At 39.6% G+C, this 17,818-nt stretch carries 15 protein-coding genes and 1 pseudogene; 7 read left to right on the plus strand and 9 right to left on the minus strand.

The genetic code is table 11. From position 1 onward, the window contains the following. Positions 1-197: 197 nt before the first annotated feature. The 5 genes from PIECOFPK_RS06495 to PIECOFPK_RS06515 all read right to left on the minus strand — a co-directional run bounded on the left by PIECOFPK_RS06495 (position 198) and on the right by PIECOFPK_RS06515 (position 3,988). Entirely contained in the window at positions 198-1,619 is a 1,422-nt protein-coding gene (locus PIECOFPK_RS06495; RefSeq protein WP_409966771.1) for a Glu/Leu/Phe/Val family dehydrogenase, read from the minus strand. 80 nt (positions 1,620-1,699) lie between these two features. Beyond that, positions 1,700-1,897 (minus strand): CcmD family protein, encoded by a 198-nt coding sequence (locus tag PIECOFPK_RS06500; RefSeq protein WP_330974501.1) that lies wholly within the window; start codon positions 1,895-1,897, stop codon positions 1,700-1,702. Positions 1,898-1,907: 10 nt separating this feature from the next. Continuing rightward, positions 1,908-2,600, minus strand: a complete 693-nt coding sequence (locus PIECOFPK_RS06505; RefSeq protein ID WP_330974500.1) for an ABC transporter permease — start codon at positions 2,598-2,600, stop codon at positions 1,908-1,910. Between the two features lie 116 nt (positions 2,601-2,716). Then, positions 2,717-3,403 carry a heme exporter protein CcmB gene (locus tag PIECOFPK_RS06510; protein ID WP_330974499.1) on the minus strand — a complete coding sequence of 229 codons (687 nt, stop codon included), beginning with the start codon at positions 3,401-3,403 and terminating at the stop codon, positions 2,717-2,719. Positions 3,404-3,415: 12 nt separating this feature from the next. After that, positions 3,416-3,988, minus strand: coding sequence for a thymidine kinase (locus tag PIECOFPK_RS06515; protein WP_330974498.1), 573 nt, complete (start codon positions 3,986-3,988; stop codon positions 3,416-3,418). Positions 3,989-4,248: 260 nt separating this feature from the next. Here PIECOFPK_RS06515 and PIECOFPK_RS06520 point away from each other — a divergent pair, with 260 nt between their 5' ends. Further along, complete coding sequence (locus PIECOFPK_RS06520) at positions 4,249-4,941, plus strand: hypothetical protein (RefSeq protein ID WP_330974497.1); 693 nt, start codon at positions 4,249-4,251, stop codon at positions 4,939-4,941. Here the strand turns inward: PIECOFPK_RS06520 and PIECOFPK_RS06525 are convergent. After that, complete coding sequence (locus PIECOFPK_RS06525; protein ID WP_330974496.1) at positions 4,922-6,169, minus strand: 3-deoxy-D-manno-octulosonic acid transferase; 1,248 nt, start codon at positions 6,167-6,169, stop codon at positions 4,922-4,924. The genes PIECOFPK_RS06520 and PIECOFPK_RS06525 overlap by 20 nt on opposite strands. A gap of 80 nt (positions 6,170-6,249) precedes the next feature. Between PIECOFPK_RS06525 and PIECOFPK_RS06530 the strand changes: the two genes are divergently transcribed. From PIECOFPK_RS06530 to PIECOFPK_RS06545, 4 genes are all read left to right on the plus strand, one after another. Further along, positions 6,250-7,380, plus strand: a complete 1,131-nt coding sequence (locus PIECOFPK_RS06530) for a DegT/DnrJ/EryC1/StrS family aminotransferase (RefSeq protein WP_409966772.1) — start codon at positions 6,250-6,252, stop codon at positions 7,378-7,380. Positions 7,381-7,620: 240 nt separating this feature from the next. Beyond that, positions 7,621-8,172, plus strand: a complete 552-nt coding sequence (gene rfbC / locus PIECOFPK_RS06535; RefSeq protein WP_330974494.1) for a dTDP-4-dehydrorhamnose 3,5-epimerase — start codon at positions 7,621-7,623, stop codon at positions 8,170-8,172. A 3-nt stretch (positions 8,173-8,175) separates the two neighbouring features. After that, the gene (gene rfbD, locus PIECOFPK_RS06540) at positions 8,176-9,042 is read left to right on the plus strand and encodes a dTDP-4-dehydrorhamnose reductase (protein WP_409966773.1); all 867 of its coding nucleotides are present in this window, start codon (positions 8,176-8,178) and stop codon (positions 9,040-9,042) included. A gap of 109 nt (positions 9,043-9,151) precedes the next feature. Further along, positions 9,152-11,203 (plus strand): protein-disulfide reductase DsbD family protein, encoded by a 2,052-nt coding sequence (locus PIECOFPK_RS06545; RefSeq protein ID WP_409966774.1) that lies wholly within the window; start codon positions 9,152-9,154, stop codon positions 11,201-11,203. Between the two features lie 63 nt (positions 11,204-11,266). On the opposite strand, the gene PIECOFPK_RS06550 is transcribed toward PIECOFPK_RS06545, so the two are convergent. Beyond that, positions 11,267-12,340, minus strand: a complete 1,074-nt coding sequence (locus PIECOFPK_RS06550; RefSeq protein ID WP_409966775.1) for an NAD(P)/FAD-dependent oxidoreductase — start codon at positions 12,338-12,340, stop codon at positions 11,267-11,269. A gap of 222 nt (positions 12,341-12,562) precedes the next feature. Between PIECOFPK_RS06550 and PIECOFPK_RS06555 the strand changes: the two genes are divergently transcribed. After that, positions 12,563-13,468: a flagellar motor protein MotB gene (locus PIECOFPK_RS06555; protein WP_330974490.1), complete on the plus strand. Its 906-nt coding sequence runs from the start codon at positions 12,563-12,565 to the stop codon at positions 13,466-13,468. Between the two features lie 99 nt (positions 13,469-13,567). On the opposite strand, the gene PIECOFPK_RS06560 is transcribed toward PIECOFPK_RS06555, so the two are convergent. Both PIECOFPK_RS06560 and PIECOFPK_RS06565 read right to left on the minus strand, forming a co-directional pair. Further along, positions 13,568-13,834 carry a hypothetical protein gene (locus PIECOFPK_RS06560; RefSeq protein ID WP_409966776.1) on the minus strand — a complete coding sequence of 89 codons (267 nt, stop codon included), beginning with the start codon at positions 13,832-13,834 and terminating at the stop codon, positions 13,568-13,570. Positions 13,835-13,959: 125 nt separating this feature from the next. After that, positions 13,960-14,238: pseudogene (locus PIECOFPK_RS06565) on the minus strand (response regulator transcription factor); the annotation flags it as partial. Positions 14,239-15,279: 1,041 nt separating this feature from the next. Between PIECOFPK_RS06565 and PIECOFPK_RS06570 the strand changes: the two are divergent. Further along, positions 15,280-17,742, plus strand: coding sequence for a glutaminase family protein (locus tag PIECOFPK_RS06570; RefSeq protein ID WP_330974487.1), 2,463 nt, complete (start codon positions 15,280-15,282; stop codon positions 17,740-17,742). The last annotated feature ends 76 nt before the right edge of the window (positions 17,743-17,818 follow it).

Here is a 17,818-nt window from a genome sequence, read left to right on the forward strand (position 1 = left end):
ACCCAAGCGGTCAACTTTATTTAGGGGGATATGTATATTGATATATTTTGTGACATGGGAAAATGAGAATGTTTTAAAAGAAAAATCTTAAATGTAGTAGCGTATTTACAATCTTGTTCTGTTCTCTTGGTGACAAAAAAAGAGCCTGCTTCAAACTTGTGAGACAGGCTCTTTTGGTGTGATTAAATCTAAAATTATTAAGGGAAAATGCCTAATTCGGAATAAGTAGTTGCAACTTTGTTGATAGCTACTACATATGCTGCAGTGCGCATATCGGGAATGCGAGGGTCGGCTTTCCATTGTTCCATGATTTCTCGAGTAGCTGAAATCATGGTTTCTTCCAGACCACTGTACACCAGATCGATTTCATCGGCGCCATGTTTTATCAATGAGCGACTGCCATCTTCAACGCGTTTGCCGGTGAGTTTTTCCATTTCATCCAGTATCCGTGCATTCATATTTTCGGTAAACCTTTTTTCTAATCGTCCATAGCGCACGTGGCTCAGGTTCTTCAGCCATTCGAAATAGGAAACGGTGACACCTCCTGCGTTCAGATAAATATCGGGAATGATCAGTACGTTTTTCTGTAGCAGAATTTCGTCGGCTTCGGGTGTGATAGGTCCGTTGGCCGCTTCTCCGATAATTTTTGCACGGATGCGTGGAGCGTTCTCGGCATTGATGACATTTTCTAAAGCCGCAGGAATGAGAATGTCACAATCCAACTCCAGTGCAGCTTTCTTGTTCTCCAGATTCTCGGCACCGGGGAAGTTCAGGATGGAGCCCGTACTCTTGCGGTGATTCACAAGCTCGTTGATATCAATACCATCTGCTTTATAAATAGCTCCTTCATATTCTGCTACGCCGATAATGAGGGCCCCTGCTTCGTGAAAGAATTTTGCGGTATGGTATCCTACGTTACCCAATCCTTGTATCACTACTCTTTTCCCTTCCACGCCGGGTGTAAGCCCCCGTTTGGCCATTTCGTCTTCCATAGAGCACACCTCCTTTATTCCGTAAAACACACCTAATCCTGTGGCTTCTCGACGTCCTCTCACACCACCTTGGGATACCGGTTTACCTGTTACACATCCTGCAGCGTCAATGTCATGCGAATGCATAGCAGTATAAGTGTCAAGAATCCAGGCCATTTCACGCTCTCCGGTTCCGTAGTCAGGAGCAGGAACATCTACGGCTGGGCCGATAAAATTTTTCTTAATCAGTTCTGAGGTGTAACGGCGGGTAATTTTTTCCAGTTCGTAAGGAGTATATTTTTTAGGATCGATTTTAATACCTCCTTTAGCTCCTCCGAAGGGTACGTTTACAATGGCACATTTATAAGTCATCAAGGCAGCAAGAGCCATCACTTCGTCTTGGTTTACCGCTGTAGAAAAGCGAATACCACCTTTACAAGGGGTTTTGTGGTGGGAGTGTTGTACACGATAAGCTTCAATTACTTCTATTGTGCCGTCTTCTTTTTTTAGTGGGAATCGCATACGGTATACCGCATTGCAGGCACTGATCTGTTCTAACAACCCCTTATCCCAGTGGGTAAATTGAGCTGCCTTGTTAAAACTCTTTTCCACAGCTGCAAAAAAGCTGTAATTATTAATGCTTGACATAGGATTTATATTTAAAGTATTCTAAGCAATCCGTTAGGTGTGTTTGATGCAATAGTAAGGTACGGTGAAGTAGAGGAAGGTTAGCTGCTTTCCTTTTCCAGTCTGTTCAGTTTGCGTTCAATTCTTATGAGGTATAAAATAACCCCTAAAAGAATAATTAGTAAAACGGCAATAACCACATAAATTCTTCCACTGCTGTACATGAAACTTTGTTCGGTTTGCGTTTGTGCAAACACCCATGAAGGAAGCAGCAATAAGAGGATGGATAATAGTTTCATTATTGAAAGTTTATTTAAGTAAATGTTTTTCTCTGATATAATGCAATCTTATCTTAAGTGTCGCAATCCATACACCTAATAAGGTCCATCCGATAAAAGCCGGATATTCAATCATGCGCAGCTCTGGACTGGCGTCTTTGAAGTTGAGGGCCGGATTACCTTCCTGTCCGGGATGCAGACTGGGTAGTAATCGGGGTACGATCATAATAGTTGGGAATAGCATTGCAAATGCAAATATGTTATATACTGCACTGATTTTAGCTTTCTGGTCTATATCCTGAATAGAGCTTCTTAAAATGAAATACGCAAAATATATCAGCAATGCTATAGCAGTACCTATTAATTTGGGCTCTCTCGCTACGGCACTGAAAGAGTCGAACGCGGGATTATTGGGATCGGCCCAGGTGTAACTAGCCCATACAGCGCCGGTGGCGTAACCTAATATACCAAAAAGGATACCTACTGAAGCGTATTGGCTGGCTGCAATATCATTCTTTAAATTGGAATTTCGCAAGTAGCGAATAGAGTGTACTAGTGAGCAGGTGAATAATACAAACATGGCTGCCCACATCCCTACATGGTAGAATAGATTGCGAATGGTTTCTCCTAAAACAGGCAGGTTAGGAATTTTTACCAGCATACCGCCAACAATGGCATATACCAGCAAAATAACACATAGAATTTTCCACCATGCCTTTTTCATATAATAAAAATTCAGTTTAGATTGATAAACGCAAAAGTAAGAGGAAAGTTCATATTATGAATTGATTAATTGGATGATTAAAATTTTATGCTCCTTTTTAGCTTCTATGTTTGAATTTAATCTTTCCAGAGAAAAGGAAACAGGATGACCGACAGCAGTCCCACCAGTAAATCCATGGCAATCAGTAAAAGGATATCATTCCAGTGAAAGGGTATATCGGCACGTAAAGTACTTTGCGAAAGTTTCATTAACAGCATAAGTTGGGGAATAATCAGGGGAAAGCCGAGTACAGCCATGATGGCTGCATTCTGTCTTGCTTTTGCGGCAATGGCCGCCAGAAAGGTGAAGACCATACTGAGGCTAAAACCACCCAATAGCGCAATACCAAAGAAAGCGCCTATTTTTTGAATGGGATTACCGATAAATGCAAAGAAAAGCCCTAAACTAATGGTAGTCATGGCCAGCATGAGTACACTATTGAACAGGATTTTGGCCACCACGAAATGTACTGGAGACGAGACCGTGTAGAAATAGAGCATTCGGGCCTTGGTTTCCTGCATAAAAGATTTGGCTACAGCATTAATGCAGATAAATAATTGTATTACCCAAAAAAGTCCATTCCATATTTCTTTTTCGGGCTCCTCCACTGCCATGAAAAGCACAAAAATAGTCGCCGCTATGTATAGAAGAATACCATAAAAGCTGTACTGCTGTCTTATTTCCAGCAACAAGTCTTTTCGAAATAAAGTGAAAACGGCTTTCAAAACGGGTTGAGTATGATTTTGCTGATTAATAATATTCAAAATTAGGAACTTTTAGTCCTCCTTCTCATAATAGCATTTGCGGCAACGGGGTTCATATACATCCATGGCTCCCAACATCAACTGATCGTCATCGGGCAGTTTTCGGTACGAGTATTGTGCTATAGCGCCGCATTTCACACAAATAGCATGCAATTTGGTTATATAATCCGCTTTTGCCAACAAGAAAGGCATCTGACCAAAAGGTTTCCCGGCGTAATCCATGTCCAAGCCAGCCACAATGATTCTAAGTCCTTTGCAGGCGAGTTGGTCACAGACGTCGGGCAAACCATCGTCAAAAAATTGAGCTTCATCAATTCCAATCACATTGGCATCCTGTGCCATCAGCAATATTTCCTGAGAGCTAGTTACAGGAGTAGAACGGATGGTATTGGTATCATGCGAAACAATATCCGATTCATCGTAACGCGTATCGATAGCGGGTTTAAATATTTCCACCTTCAGACCCGCAAACTGAACCCTCTTTAATCTCCGGATAAGTTCTTCTGTTTTTCCGCTAAACATGGAGCCACAGATCACTTCAATCCAGCCATTTCTTTTACCACTTAGATTCGGTTCAATAAACATTGTTAATATTTGTTTATTTATTGATGTCGGAACAATAATTGTGTTTTCTGTTCGTATATAGTTTTAGCCCAAACGTACAAGAAATTTTTCATTCGCTGGATAGGATTGTATGAAATCCCGATAGCGTTTTCAGGTTCTTAAACCGGGGATGTGTGCTATTTTTAGTAATTGTATTAAATTTTTTGATAAATTTATATGCTGTATGGCATTGAGTTTGTAGCCACACTTCCCTTTAAATCCTTTATTTATTAACAATGGGAATGGAAAAAATCAAAAGCCTTGTTGAAAAGGTCAAGAGACAGACTGAAGAGGGGGCTCCCTTGGAGCAGTTATTGGCTACGGTTCAAATGTTACAAAAAGAAATCGTCGGTTGTCAGAAAGAGATTAGTGTGCTTGGGGCATCGCGCATCGCGGTGATGGGACCTGCTGTTCCTCAGGCAATTGATAGTGCCGAAGTTAGCATTGTTAAGGAGGAGAAGGAGTATTTTGAATTAAATGTGGATGCCGACGTCTTCAGTGAAGAAGAGCTACCTCCTGCAGGCATTCCCACTTACGAAGAAGTAGAGCAACTGATGAAACATTCACAGCAGGGAGCTAAAGGAAGCGCGGTGATAAATATTGTTGCAGACCCTACGATGGAGGAGCTGCCTACACTTGCTAGACAGCCTAAACCTCCCACCCGAGTAGCCAAGCAAGCACCACGCTCGGGAAAAAGTAGTATTAAAGATTTACGCAAAGCGATCAATGCTCAGGATCGGCTTCGTTATATAAAGGAACTTTTCCGGGGGGATGAAAGTACGTTTGATAGAAGTATTCAGACGATTAACAGGTTTAACACTTATAATGAAGCTGACTACTGGATTACCCGAGAGCTGAGGACTAAAAACGGCTGGCTGAGTTCCAATCCTACCGTCCAAGAATTTGAGCAACTGGTTAGGAGAAGGTTCTCCTAACCCATGTAATAATCTTTTCTGTGGCGCCGGTATTGTTTTTCACAAATTGATCGGCTGCGGTACCGACTGATTGTAATTTTTGCTCATTTCCCAATAAAGATTGTACCACTTTAATCAGTTCGTTGTCATTTTGATAACTAAATCCACCACCGCAGTTGATTAACCCCACGGCTTCTGCAAATTTTTGATAATTGGGCCCGAATACTACTGGTTTGCCATATACAGCAGCTTCTAATGTATTATGTATGCCAGATTTATTAAAGCCACCACCAATGTAGCTTATTGTACTGTAATGATAAAGCTTTGAGAGCATGCCAATATTATCGATTATCAGTACGGAGCCATTTAGTTGGGGATTTTGCTTGAGCTGCGAGTAGAACACGCAGCCGGGGAAGGTATTGTTTACAAATTGTAAATGGGTTTCGGTGATTTCATGAGGCGCTATTATCAGCAACATCTCATCCTCAAGCTGATCCATAAGTTTTTTCAGCTGTATTTCATCCTCAGGCCAGGTGCTGCCGGCTACAATTACTTTTCTGTCTTTAATAAAATCTGCAATAGCCGGAATCGGTTCGAAGCTACCTGCAATCTCATATACACGGTCAAATCGAGTATCGCCTGCAAGCGTAATTTTTTCAGAAGAAACGAATTGTTTGACGCGTTCAACGCTATCGTATGTTTGCACAAACAGGTGACTAAACAGTTGTAGCATCTTTCGGTGCAAGGCTCCATACCATTTAAAGAATATGGCATTCTCTCTGAAAATGGCAGATATGAGTATCGCAGGAGTGTATGTGTTATGGAGTTCGTTTAGATAATGATACCAGTATTCGTATTTAACAAATACGGCCAACTTTGGCTGTACTAACTGTACAAATGTGCGAGCATTGGATTTTGTATCGGCAGGCAGATAAAATACCCAGTCGGCCTGATTATAATTTTTTCTGATTTCGTAACCAGAGGGAGAGAAGAAAGTCAGCAAGATTTTATAATCCGGAAACTCTCGTTTGAATCTTTCAATAAGAGGACGGCCCTGCTCAAACTCCCCCAAAGAAGCGCAGTGCACCCATAAAATGGGGTGTGTATTACCGGATAAAGCGTTACTCAATTTGGTAAAAATATCTTTTCTACCATTTACCCATAGGCGGGCTTTTTCATTGAACAGCGCTGCTATGCGAATGGCTGTCTGATACAGAAAGATGAATGTATTATAAATTGCAATCTCCACATACTTGTCTTTCGGCAAAAGTAAAAGCAATCAATATAAATTGCCGTATTTTTGTTCACTTTAAAACTAAAATATATTTGATGCGTCCTATACAAATGGTTGATACACGCAACCAGTATCTTAAGATTAAGAATGAGGTTGATAAAGCGGTGTTGGAAGTGATGGACAGTGCTGCTTATATCAACGGTCCTGCGGTTAAAGAATTTGCCAGTAATCTGGCGGCTTATTTACAGGTAAAGCATGTGATTCCCTGTGCCAATGGTACTGATGCACTGCAGATTGCTTTAATGGCATTAGACTTAAAACCCGGGGATGAGGTAATCACGCCGTCCTTTACCTATATTGCTACAACTGAGGTAGTGGCTTTGTTGGGACTGAAACCGGTGTTCGTGGAAGTTGATAAGGATACCTTTTGCATGGATATTGCCGATCTGGAAAAAAAGATCACCCCCAATACAAAAGTAATCGTACCAGTGCATCTGTATGGTCAAGCGGCAAATATGGAAGCTATTATGCAGATAGCCGAAAAATATCAACTGTATGTAGTAGAGGATAACGCCCAAGCTATCGGTTGTACCGTAACTTTTACCAATGGCGAAAAGAAAAAAACCGGCACTATTGGGCATATTGGCTGTACATCATTTTATCCCAGTAAAAATCTCGGCGCTTTTGGCGATGGGGGTGCAATATGTACCAACGACGATGACCTAGCTGAGAAAATGCAAATGATTGCGAATCACGGGCAAAGCCGCAGATATTATCATGATGTAGTAGGCTGTAACAGTAGACTGGACAGTATACAGGCTGCTATACTAAATGTGAAGTTGAAGCACCTAGATGTTTATAATGCAGCAAGGCAAAAGGTAGCTGCGTATTATGATCAAGCATTTAGTGGTAATAAAAAAATTATTACGCCGATTACGGCTGCTTTTACAAATCATGTTTATCATCAGTATACCTTAAAACTGAATAATGTAGACAGGGATGGATTAGTAGCCTTTCTCGCAGATAAGAAAATCCCTGCTATGATTTATTATCCTGTACCTGGGCATAGACAAAAAATGTTTGCGCATTTTAAAACCGAGCAACAGGATATGCCGGTTACAGACTGGCTTACAGAGCGTGTGATTTCTCTTCCCATTCATACCGAAATGGATGAGGAGCAGCTTCAATATATTACACACTCTGTGTTGGAGTTCGTAAATCAGTAATGCCACTTGTGTAGCAATGTATAAAGACCTATTAGAAAAGCAGACAAAATTGGCAGTTATAGGGTTGGGCTATGTGGGGAAGTCCATAGCGCTGTAGTTCGTGGATTGAAGTTGATTAATGGTCTTTGATACTGAATAATGAAATTTTTTGAAGCACCAGCTGGCGATAGATGGTTATTGCCGACCTAAAGGGTATCTATAGAAATAAAATTATTAACAGAAGTTACTTTAGCTTGTAGTATGGCTTTTACGGAAACAGGTATAGAAGGGTTGTTGATATTTGAACCCAGAGTTTTTGAAGACTATCGGGGATATTTTTTTGAATCCTACAACCAATCGGCATTTGAAGCGGCTGGCCTGCATTACAATTTTGTACAAGACAATCAGTCTTTTTCAAAATATGGGGTAGTGCGGGGGTTGCACTATCAGTTGAATCCGTATGCACAAGCTAAACTGGTCAGGGTATTGCAAGGCCGGATTTTGGATGTCGCTGTAGATATGCGAAAAAGTTCTCCTACCTATGGTAAACATTTTGCTATTGAGCTCTCTGATGAAAATAAGAAGCAATTGTTGATACCTAAAGGTTTTGCCCATGGTTTTTCCGTATTGAGTGAAACTGCTCTTGTAATGTATAAATGCGATGCTTTCTACAATAAAGAGAGTGAGGCCGGTATTATTTATAATGATGTAGATTTAGCTATTGATTGGCGGTTACCCGGAGGCGCGGCTATCGTATCAGAAAAAGATTTGGAGCTGCCTTCCTTTAAAGAGTGCATCAATAACTTCGAATAAGGAATGGATGAAAGAAAAAAAATACTGGTTACAGGTGCCAGAGGTCAATTGGGATCGGAAATAAAGACTATTGCAGACAAGTACCCTGCGTTTGAATTTTTATTTACCGATCGTGAAACCCTTTCCGTAACGGATGAAGCAGCCATTCTATCTTATTTTCAGCAGCATCAGCCGCAATATTGCATTAACTGTGCTGCCTATACGGCGGTAGATAAAGCTGAAGATCCTGCAGAGCGTAGTCTTGTAGAAGCTTTAAATAGCGAAGCGCCCGGCTATCTTGCAAAAGCTTGTACTGCTTATGGAGCTAAACTGATTCATATTTCTACAGATTATGTGTTTGACGGAAATGGAACTGTTCCTTATAAAGAAGAGGATCCTACCGGCCCTGTCAGTGTGTATGGTATTACTAAGCTGGAAGGAGAGAAAAAGGCGTTGCAGTATACAAATGCCATCATTATCCGTACGGCGTGGGTGTATTCCACATATGGGAAAAACTTTGTGAAGACTATGATACGGTTAATGCAGGAGCGTCCGCATATTAATGTAGTATGTGATCAGTATGGTACACCTACTTACGCCGCAGATTTAGCCGAAGCTATTATGCAAATTATTGTTTCAAAAAAATGGCGTTCGGGTATTTATCATTACTCTAATGAAGGGAAAATTAGTTGGTACGACTTTGCTGTGGCTATTAAAGATCTCATACATGCCGATACGGAGATAAAAGCTATTCCCACTGTAGCCTATCCTACACCGGCAAAAAGACCGGCATGGAGTGTATTGGATAAGACGAAAATTAAAGAAACATATAATGTCCCTATACCAAATTGGAGCAACAGTTTACAAGCTTGTATTCAGAAATTGCAATAAGAACAATTTGAATAGCTTATTGTTGTTATCTTAAGTGCCTAAAAGCTTTGTATTACTGAAAAGTACGGGGAAGGTGTTTAAATATTGTATTAGAATAAATTACAAATACATGAAGCAATTGCTTATTATCCTGATGTCATTATGGGTGGGCTGGGGTGTAAGTGCTCAGGATTCGACGCATGTGAGATTTTCTTACGCGCACAAAAGAGTGAATAATCAAGTAGTGGAATTCACGATAACTGCTCATGTATTGCAGTCTGATACCCGCCTTTACCCGTTGCAGCAAAAACCTGAGGATGCTGTATATTCTCAAGTAGTATTTGATAGCAGTGTTTTTTCATTTTTAAATGGGGCTATTGTAGAGAAAGGCACTATCGAAACGGAGTACGATGCTATTTTATCGGTCGATGTACGGTGTGTCAAGGACTCCGTACAATGGGTACAACAGCTCAATATCCCTGCTTCGGAAACTGCTGTAGTAAAGGGGCAAATTAATTATATGTATAAATCCGGCGATACGTTCTCGTCGGCAGAAGCAGTTTTTCGTGAAATTATAGAACCCAATGCTGGAGATGGGCCAACGATAGGCGTAGCCCCTGCTGACACAGAGGGCGCTAATCCCAGGGATAATTCGTTATGGTGGATCTTTCTGGCTTCCTTTGGTGGCGGGCTGATAGCATTAATCACTCCTTGTGTATACTCTATGATACCGGTTACCGTAAGCTTCTTCACCAAAAGAAGCAACACGAAGGCCAAAGGAATACAGAATGCCATTGCGTATTCTTTATCCATCATCATTATTTTTACTTTACTAGGATTTGTAATTACACTGATTTTCGGGCCTGATGCACTTAATAAGTTGGCCACGCACTGGCTAGCCAATTTGATATTCTTTTTAATATTTCTGGTCTTTGGTATTTCCTTTCTGGGCGCCTTCGATATTGAATTGCCAGCTAAATGGAGTACGGCTGCTGATAGTAATGCCAACACTAAAAGTTTTAAAGGCATCTTTTTCATGGCTCTTACTTTGGTGATTGTGTCGTTTTCCTGCACTGGTCCTATTATTGGCAACCTATTGGTGTTGGCTTCGCAAGGTAGCCGGTTAGGTCCACTCGTGGGTATGTTCGGTTTTTCTCTGGCACTCGCTTTACCATTTGCACTTTTTGCCTTTTTCCCCAGCAAGTTAAACGCACTGGGAAAAGCAGGGGGGTGGCTTAACTCAGTAAAGGTAACTTTAGGTTTTCTGGAGCTAGCTTTAGCGCTCAAGTTTCTTTCCAACGCCGACCTTACACAAGGGTGGCGCATTCTGGATAGAGAAATCTTTTTAGTACTCTGGATTGCAATTTTCCTTTTGTTAAGCTTGTACTTATTGGGAAAGCTCAAGTTTAAACATGATGACGAATTGCCCAAAAATGATTTCGGATTACCATATTTATCTATCACACGTTTATTTTTCGCGATAGTTTCTTTGTCATTTACGATATATCTAGTTCCCGGTTTGTGGGGTGCTCCGCTGCATGGAGTAAGTGCTTTCTTGCCACCCATGGGAACTCAGGACTTTAATGCAGATGATATTCCCTCGGGGCATTCTTTAAATAGTGTTCCTTATGTCTCTGGTGCCGCAGACGCTGAAAGTGGAGTACTTCCTAGACCTAAAAAGTTTGCAGAGGTGATGAAGAATAATGAACCCGCTGTAGTTGTAAATAATGGGCTGGTTACGTATTTCGATTATGAAGAAGCGTTGGAAGTTGCTCGGAAAGTGAAGAAACCATTGATGCTTGATTTTACCGGTGTGAACTGTGTCAATTGTCGAAAAATGGAAGGACAAGTGTGGAGTCATCCCGAAGTTATGCGTCGTTTGAAAGAGCATTTTGTTATAGCGTCTTTATATATGGATGTACATGGCAAGGGAGTAGTTTTGCCCGTTGAAGAACAGTACTACTCCAAACATCTCGGAAAACATGTTGAAACACTTGGTGAAAAAAATACCGATTTGCAAATATCTCGTTTTGGCTCTAATGCACAGCCTATTTATTTCTTTTTAGACCAAAACGAATCGCCTCTGGCTCCCCAAGGCTACGGTTATGATGCATCAGTAGAAAAATTTATCAATCATCTCGATAAAGTAGTCGAAGAATATCGGAATAGGCAAGAAGAATAAAAGCATTCTTATGGAACTCTTATTTTAGTACTTTCATAATGAAAGTTATTGTAATGAGAATGCTTATGAAATTTCTGTTCTGGATAAAATTCTTGCAAAACGATTTACATCGGCTTCAGGAAGGATAGGAGCATTTTGAGTAATATGAGCAACTAATTGCGCAGCAAAATAAGGCGCAAGGGAGCAACCTTTAGTCCCTAATCCGTTTAATATGCCCACATGAGGATATAAAGGATGAAATCCTACAAAGGGTCTGCGTTCTACAGTTGCAGGACGTATAGCAGCTTTATGCTCCACAATGCGAAAAGGTATTTTTAGCCAGCTTTTTAATACTTCTTCGGTATGTTTTCTGAAGGATTCGGTAGGCATATCGTCGTCAAAGTCCCATAAATAATTAGTACCAACCCAAAACACTCCTTCCTTGCCAAAGGGAGCTAGTGTCATTGATTTTTTATAAACCATGTCGGATGGTAAACCAGGTATATCCAATATGAGGGCCTCGCCTTTATTGAGTGCAAAAGGAAGCAGAGAGAAGAACGGATTGTGGTTGCCCGGAGAGCCATCGCAGAAAATGATTTTTTCTGCCGCTATATTTTGATAGTTAATTTGATTTTTGTCAACCTTCAGTTCCGAAAATTTAAAACTGCTTGATATGAGGAGGTTGTTCTTTAATAGAAACTGACGCCAGGCGGGCAATAGGTTTTGCAAGTGCACAATATAGGCAGGCGCTATTTTCCCGACTCCGAATTCATATTGAAAATATTCCGAAAAATAGTTTTTTTCATCAATAATACTGATATAAGGAGCTCCCTGGCTGATTTTTTTCAGGAAGCTTTCTTTCATAAAAGGATTAGGAAAGAAATCAATAATACTGGTGGAGGAAATGGCAGTAATATTTAAGAAGTCAGCCATTGTCTTATAGGTTCTTTCAGCAAAAGGCAATAGTATATCATCCATCCAGACGGTTACCACACGACGACCTGTTACAGGATTAATTATTCCTGCTGCAGTTCTGGATGGGGTATTGCTGATATTATCATCTATAACGACAAAATCAATCCCTTCTTTGTATAAAAACCAAGACAGCATGGTGCCTGCAATGCCCTGACCAACGACGATAACCTTTGTTTTGTTCATTCAGGCTAATTATTAAATATTTTATTAAAGATAAATCGGTTGTAAATATGTTAACAATTTTAATGACTTAAAGCCACCTTTAAAAATTATATCGTATGTGCAACTTATTGACTTAATTTGCCATCATTATGAGAATGTTATTAACCCGTTGACTATTAGGGATGAAATTGTTATTATTTTGTGCAAGAAATATATTGATAATAAAATAAATTGGAGTCATATATGAGTAATCGAATATTGAAAGCTTCACTGTTTCTTATAATCAGTGGCATATTGTTTTCGGGGTGTGTAAGTACCAAGAAGTTTACGGCTTTACAGGAAGACTATAATAGTCTTAACAGCCGATATCAAACGGTGGTGAGTCAACATCAGAATACCCAGATAGAATTGGCGGCAAGTCAAGCACGTGTGAAAAGCTTGGAGGAGCTATTGAGGCAGGAGCGAGCCAATAACGCATCGCTTAAAAAATCGCTTGCTTCACTACAGGCTACGCTGGATAAGAGCATTACCCAAAATACACAAGGTAATATCAACATATCAAAACTGGTGGATGAAATTAATGCCTCAAATCGCTATATCCAGCATTTGGTAAATGCTAAGAACAAAAGCGATTCTTTAAATATTATTCTAATTAACAATCTTACCCGTTCTCTCAGCCGCGATGAGTTGAAGGATGTAGACATTAAGGTGCTGAAAGGGGTGGTATATATCTCCTTATCTGATAATATGCTTTACAAATCGGGAAGCTATGAGATCTCGGAACGTGCAGGAGAAGTATTGCGTAAGATTGCAAAAATTATTTTGGACTATAAAGATTATGATGTGCTGGTAGAAGGTAATACCGATAACGTACCTATTCATCGTCCGAATATTCGTAATAATTGGGATTTGAGTGCCCTGCGTGCATCATCTGTAGTTCAAGCTTTGCAAAACGATTATGGAGTGGATCCCAAACGCCTGACAGCTGGAGGACGTGGTGAGTATAATCCCGTGGCTGATAATGATACCGAAGAAGGGCGCACCAGAAACCGCCGTACCGAGATTATCATTACGCCTAAATTGGATCAGTTTATGGAGTTGATTGAGCAAGCTCCCAAAAATGAGGAAAGCTCAGTAACCAACGGGTAATAACGAAAAATGATTAAGGTATGATAATGGCCGCTTCCTAGCGGCCATTCTTTTTATATCAGTTGTTTCCCATTTTTTATATACTCCGAAGGACCGATATTAAAGTGCTTTTTTTAAGTTATTCCCCAGCTGAGTTATATCCGCGCTATATGCTACTTCATTGAGCCTTGCTGAGGGATTACTCAACAGTTTAGCAGTTTTTTTCAAGCGTACCAGATTGATCATTTTGGAGGGAGATAGATTGATATGGAGCTGATTTTTCTGTAGAGGTTGGTGCGGCTCATGTTCATGCATTTGGCCAGTAAAGCTACGTCCAAATCGGGGTTCATGAATATTCTCATTAATATATTTGTCCAGGGCTTCCATAAATACTTTATCAGTATTTGTATGCGCAATAGTGGTGATATGCACGGTAGGGGACTGGCATAATAATTTTGAATTTTTTCGCTGTTTCTTAAAAGACTTCTGATATATCGAAAGTCGGATTTTATAGTATCGCAGAAGCTGAGCCCATCTATCTCTGGCATCATAATATCTGTGATAATAAGATGTCCATTTTCTTTATCAAGTTCGTTTATGGCTGCTTTAGCATTTTGGGCGCATATGGAATTGTATTGTGTATTCAAGCCATCTGATAAAACGAATAGTAAATCTTCGTTATCGTCTACAATCAGAATCTTTGTTAGTTTGTTGTCCGTACAGATAAGTATTATGTAAATGTTAGCATTATTGAACTGTAGGAAGAGTGAGAATAAAGGTGTTGGGATTATATTTTATTAACCCTTTGATGCTTCCTAAATAGTGCCTTCGTCATCTTTAAAGATGGATTGGTAATTAAACTGATTATTTAAGAGACCGCTTTGTTGTGTAAATATCTTCATTTTACGATTGGATACTCCATGCGAACCAGTCCATGTGAGGTAGTGATCCCGTAATTTGGGTGATTATCCTGAGCAATGTTGTAAATAATAATCCTGGGCAATTCATTCTTAGTTGTATAATGTTTTGTATCCAGATTGTTTAAATTGACACTGTAAGGGCTATCTGTTGTTTATATCCATAAAGTGTTATTCCTATCTTCCATCAAGTAGACAATACGCGTTGCGTTCAAAACGTTCATATTATTTATATGGATTTTGAGTGAGCCCATTTTAATATCTTCCCAATAAATAAGCTTCTGTATAGTGTTCCAATCCAAATGTTGTTTATACGGGCCTAAATAATTGCAGAATGAAAGCAGTTGGGAGGGGAATCCTTTAGTGCTTGAAAATATTTGTTTTTATATTAAACTCAAAAATACCTTCTTCGGTACAAATCAAAATACGATTATCGAATGTTTGTACAATATTTCTGTAAATATTTTTCTGACCACGTTTTTGGGCATATAATAGTTTGTGTACTGATATTTTTCGTATCAAACATTAAGGCTCCTTCTATAGAAGTTTTGATTATCACTGTATCGGTGGTATGGTTTCAATGCTATTTTGTTAGACTGCGAGATGCTGTGGATGTGTAAGGTGTCATGTCTAAAGTTGCCCATTTCTCCGTTTGCGAAGTCTATTCAGATAGCAGAAGAAGATTAGCATGTGATCATTGATGACGATATGTATTAATACTTTCCCGAAATTTGTTATAAATAGGCGTAGTTTTGGTACAAATTGAATATTCTCTTTAATAAAGCCCAGTTGTTTTACGTTTCATGGAACATGTATGTATTTCCTTGTAAATGCAATCTTATTTGACAGAACAATAATTTTTTGTCCGCTGCAAATAAGACTGGAGTTAGAACTAAATTTTAAATATTAATTAATATGATTAGGTATTGTGTATTATTATTAGGTTTTTGGCTTGCCTCTTTATTTACCATTGATGCTCAGATACGTAAGGCCCCGGCATATCCGCTAATTACACACGACCCGTACTTTAGCGTCTGGTCATTTACTGATGATGTTACTGCATCTACAACAAGACACTGGACGGGGACGGAGCATTCGCTTACAGGGTTTATTAAAGTGGATAATAAAATATACAGATTTTTAGGAGATGTAGAGCGTATGTACGACGTAGTACTACCTGCTACAGAAGATAATGATTACACTGTAAAGTATACAGAGCAAAAGCCCACTGACGATTGGAACCATATTCAGTACGATGATAAAAACTGGAAAGAAGGGCTAGCGCCGTTTGGTGATGATAAAGGAGTGGTCAAAACTTTCTGGAAATCCAATGATTTATGGGTAAGACGATCATTTACGTTGACCGATAATAAAATGGATGATCTTTATCTCAAGCTGAATCATGACGATAATATAATTGTGTATTTGAATGGTGTTGAAATATACAACACTGTGGGATGGGTGCACAAGTTTATTTATATCCCTATTAGAAACGCCTCATCTATTCTTAAAAAAGGGAAAAATGTGTTAGCCGTTCATATTAAAAATACAGCAGGTGGACAACATCTGGATTTTGGATTGGTAAAAGAAAGGAAGTTCGATGTGTCAAAAGATTTATTAGTTGCCAAGCAGCAAAATGTTGAAGTAAAAGCCACCCAGACTACCTATGATTTTAGCTGTGGACCTGTAGATTTGAATGTGACTTTTACTTCTCCTTTGATTCTTACGGATATTGATTTAATGGCTCGCCCCGTTTCATATGTGACTTTTACTGCTACTTCCAAAGATGGAAAGCAAAGAGACGTTGAGATTTTGTTCAATGCTTCCACAAATTTAGCAGTAAATACACCTTCGCAAGAAGTAATAGCCAGTAGGTATAACTCCAGTAATCTTTCTGTCCTAAAAGCAGGTACTACTGCTCAACCTGTATTGGAAAAGAAGGGAGATGATCTCCGTATCGATTGGGGGTATTTGCATATCGCTACGTCAAAAAATGCAGCGTCAAAGCAGTTTATTGTTGCTTCTGGTGAAGAAGCTTTGAAGGTGTTAAATAAAAAGATTAAAGCCCCTGAAATATCTCATCGCAAAGGAAAACAAATGGTTTTAAGTACCATATTAAAATTAAATACAACCCAATCTGCTAGCAGTAAGGTTTTGGTAGCATATGATGATATATGGTCTATTCAATTCTTTGGACAAAACTTGAGACCATGGTGGAACCGCAACAATAACTCAACCATTGAACAACAATTGCAAGCTGCTTACCAGGATTATGAATCCGTTTTGGCTAGTTGTAAAAAGCTGAATGAGACAATTTATGGAGATGCTTTACGAGCTGGAGGTGAAGAGTATGCACGACTTTGTGAAATTAGCTACAGGCAGGTAATGGCTGCTCATAAGTTGGTACAGAGCCCACAGGGAGAACTTTTGTGGTTGTCTAAAGAAAACTACAGCAACGGCTGTATCAATACGGTGGATCTTACTTACCCATCAGCTCCGTTATTTTTAGTATACAATCCTGAACTGCAAAAGGGAATGATGAATGGGATTTTTTATTACAGTGAGAGTGGCAAATGGAAAAAGCCCTTTGCCGCACATGATATTGGTACTTATCCTTTAGCTAACGGACAAGTATATGGTGAGGATATGCCGGTCGAGGAATCAGGTAATATGGTGATTCTAGCGGCTGCTATTGCTAAAGTGGAAGGGAATGCAGCATATGCTAAAAAACATTGGGAAACCTTAACTACTTGGACTAATTATCTTGTTGAGTCAGGGTTTGACCCGGCGAATCAGTTATGTACTGATGATTTTGCTGGACATTTAGCACGGAATGCCAATCTTTCATTAAAAGCCATTATGGGTATAGCAAGCTATGCAATGCTGGCAAAGATGCAGGGCATGCAGGATGTGTATGAAAAGTATCACAATATCGCTTTGAAGATGGTCCCTGAGTGGATACGTCTGGCCGATGATGGGGATCATTATACACTGGCATTTGAAAAGAAAGGCACCTGGAGCCAGAAATATAACCTTGTTTGGGACAGGGTGTTAGGTTTTAATATATTCCCTAAAGAAGTAGCACAAAAAGAAATAAAATATTATCTACGTCAACAGCAGCAATACGGTCTTCCACTGGATAGTCGTAAAACTTACACCAAAAGCGATTGGATTCTATGGACAGCTTGTTTAACAGGAAATGATGAGGATTTTCGTGCATTAATGCTACCAGTTTATAAATACGCATTGGAAACACCAACCCGTGTTCCTCTTAGCGATTGGTATGAAACTACAAATGGTCAGAAAGTAGGATTTCAAGCTCGTAGTGTTATAGGTGGACATTGGATGAAAGTTCTGGACGCTAAACTGAAAAAATAGTGCATACTTTATTTATAATAGTTGCCTGATGCTATGAAATATAAAAGCCCGCATTTGCGGGCTTTTATATTGTTAG

The sequence above is a fragment of the Chitinophagaceae bacterium C216 genome, assembly GCA_028485475.2.
Taxonomy (GTDB): domain Bacteria; phylum Bacteroidota; class Bacteroidia; order Chitinophagales; family Chitinophagaceae; genus Niabella; species Niabella composti.

Excerpts from the sequence above, each read along its gene's own strand:
- PIECOFPK_RS06545 (WP_409966774.1), top strand. The coding sequence starts at position 9,152 with ATGAAGCAATTGCTTATTATCCTGATGTCATTATGGGTGGGCTGGGGT.
- PIECOFPK_RS06550 (WP_409966775.1), bottom strand. The coding sequence starts at position 12,340 with ATGAACAAAACAAAGGTTATCGTCGTTGGTCAGGGCATTGCAGGCACC.
- PIECOFPK_RS06530 (WP_409966772.1), top strand. The coding sequence starts at position 6,250 with ATGCGTCCTATACAAATGGTTGATACACGCAACCAGTATCTTAAGATT.
- PIECOFPK_RS06570 (WP_330974487.1), top strand. The coding sequence starts at position 15,280 with ATGATTAGGTATTGTGTATTATTATTAGGTTTTTGGCTTGCCTCTTTA.
- PIECOFPK_RS06495 (WP_409966771.1), bottom strand. The coding sequence starts at position 1,619 with ATGTCAAGCATTAATAATTACAGCTTTTTTGCAGCTGTGGAAAAGAGT.
- PIECOFPK_RS06500 (WP_330974501.1), bottom strand. The coding sequence starts at position 1,897 with ATGAAACTATTATCCATCCTCTTATTGCTGCTTCCTTCATGGGTGTTT.
- PIECOFPK_RS06505 (WP_330974500.1), bottom strand. The coding sequence starts at position 2,600 with ATGAAAAAGGCATGGTGGAAAATTCTATGTGTTATTTTGCTGGTATAT.
- rfbC (WP_330974494.1), top strand. The coding sequence starts at position 7,621 with ATGGCTTTTACGGAAACAGGTATAGAAGGGTTGTTGATATTTGAACCC.
- PIECOFPK_RS06560 (WP_409966776.1), bottom strand. The coding sequence starts at position 13,834 with ATGGAAGCCCTGGACAAATATATTAATGAGAATATTCATGAACCCCGA.
- PIECOFPK_RS06555 (WP_330974490.1), top strand. The coding sequence starts at position 12,563 with ATGAGTAATCGAATATTGAAAGCTTCACTGTTTCTTATAATCAGTGGC.
- rfbD (WP_409966773.1), top strand. The coding sequence starts at position 8,176 with ATGGATGAAAGAAAAAAAATACTGGTTACAGGTGCCAGAGGTCAATTG.
- PIECOFPK_RS06515 (WP_330974498.1), bottom strand. The coding sequence starts at position 3,988 with ATGTTTATTGAACCGAATCTAAGTGGTAAAAGAAATGGCTGGATTGAA.
- PIECOFPK_RS06520 (WP_330974497.1), top strand. The coding sequence starts at position 4,249 with ATGGAAAAAATCAAAAGCCTTGTTGAAAAGGTCAAGAGACAGACTGAA.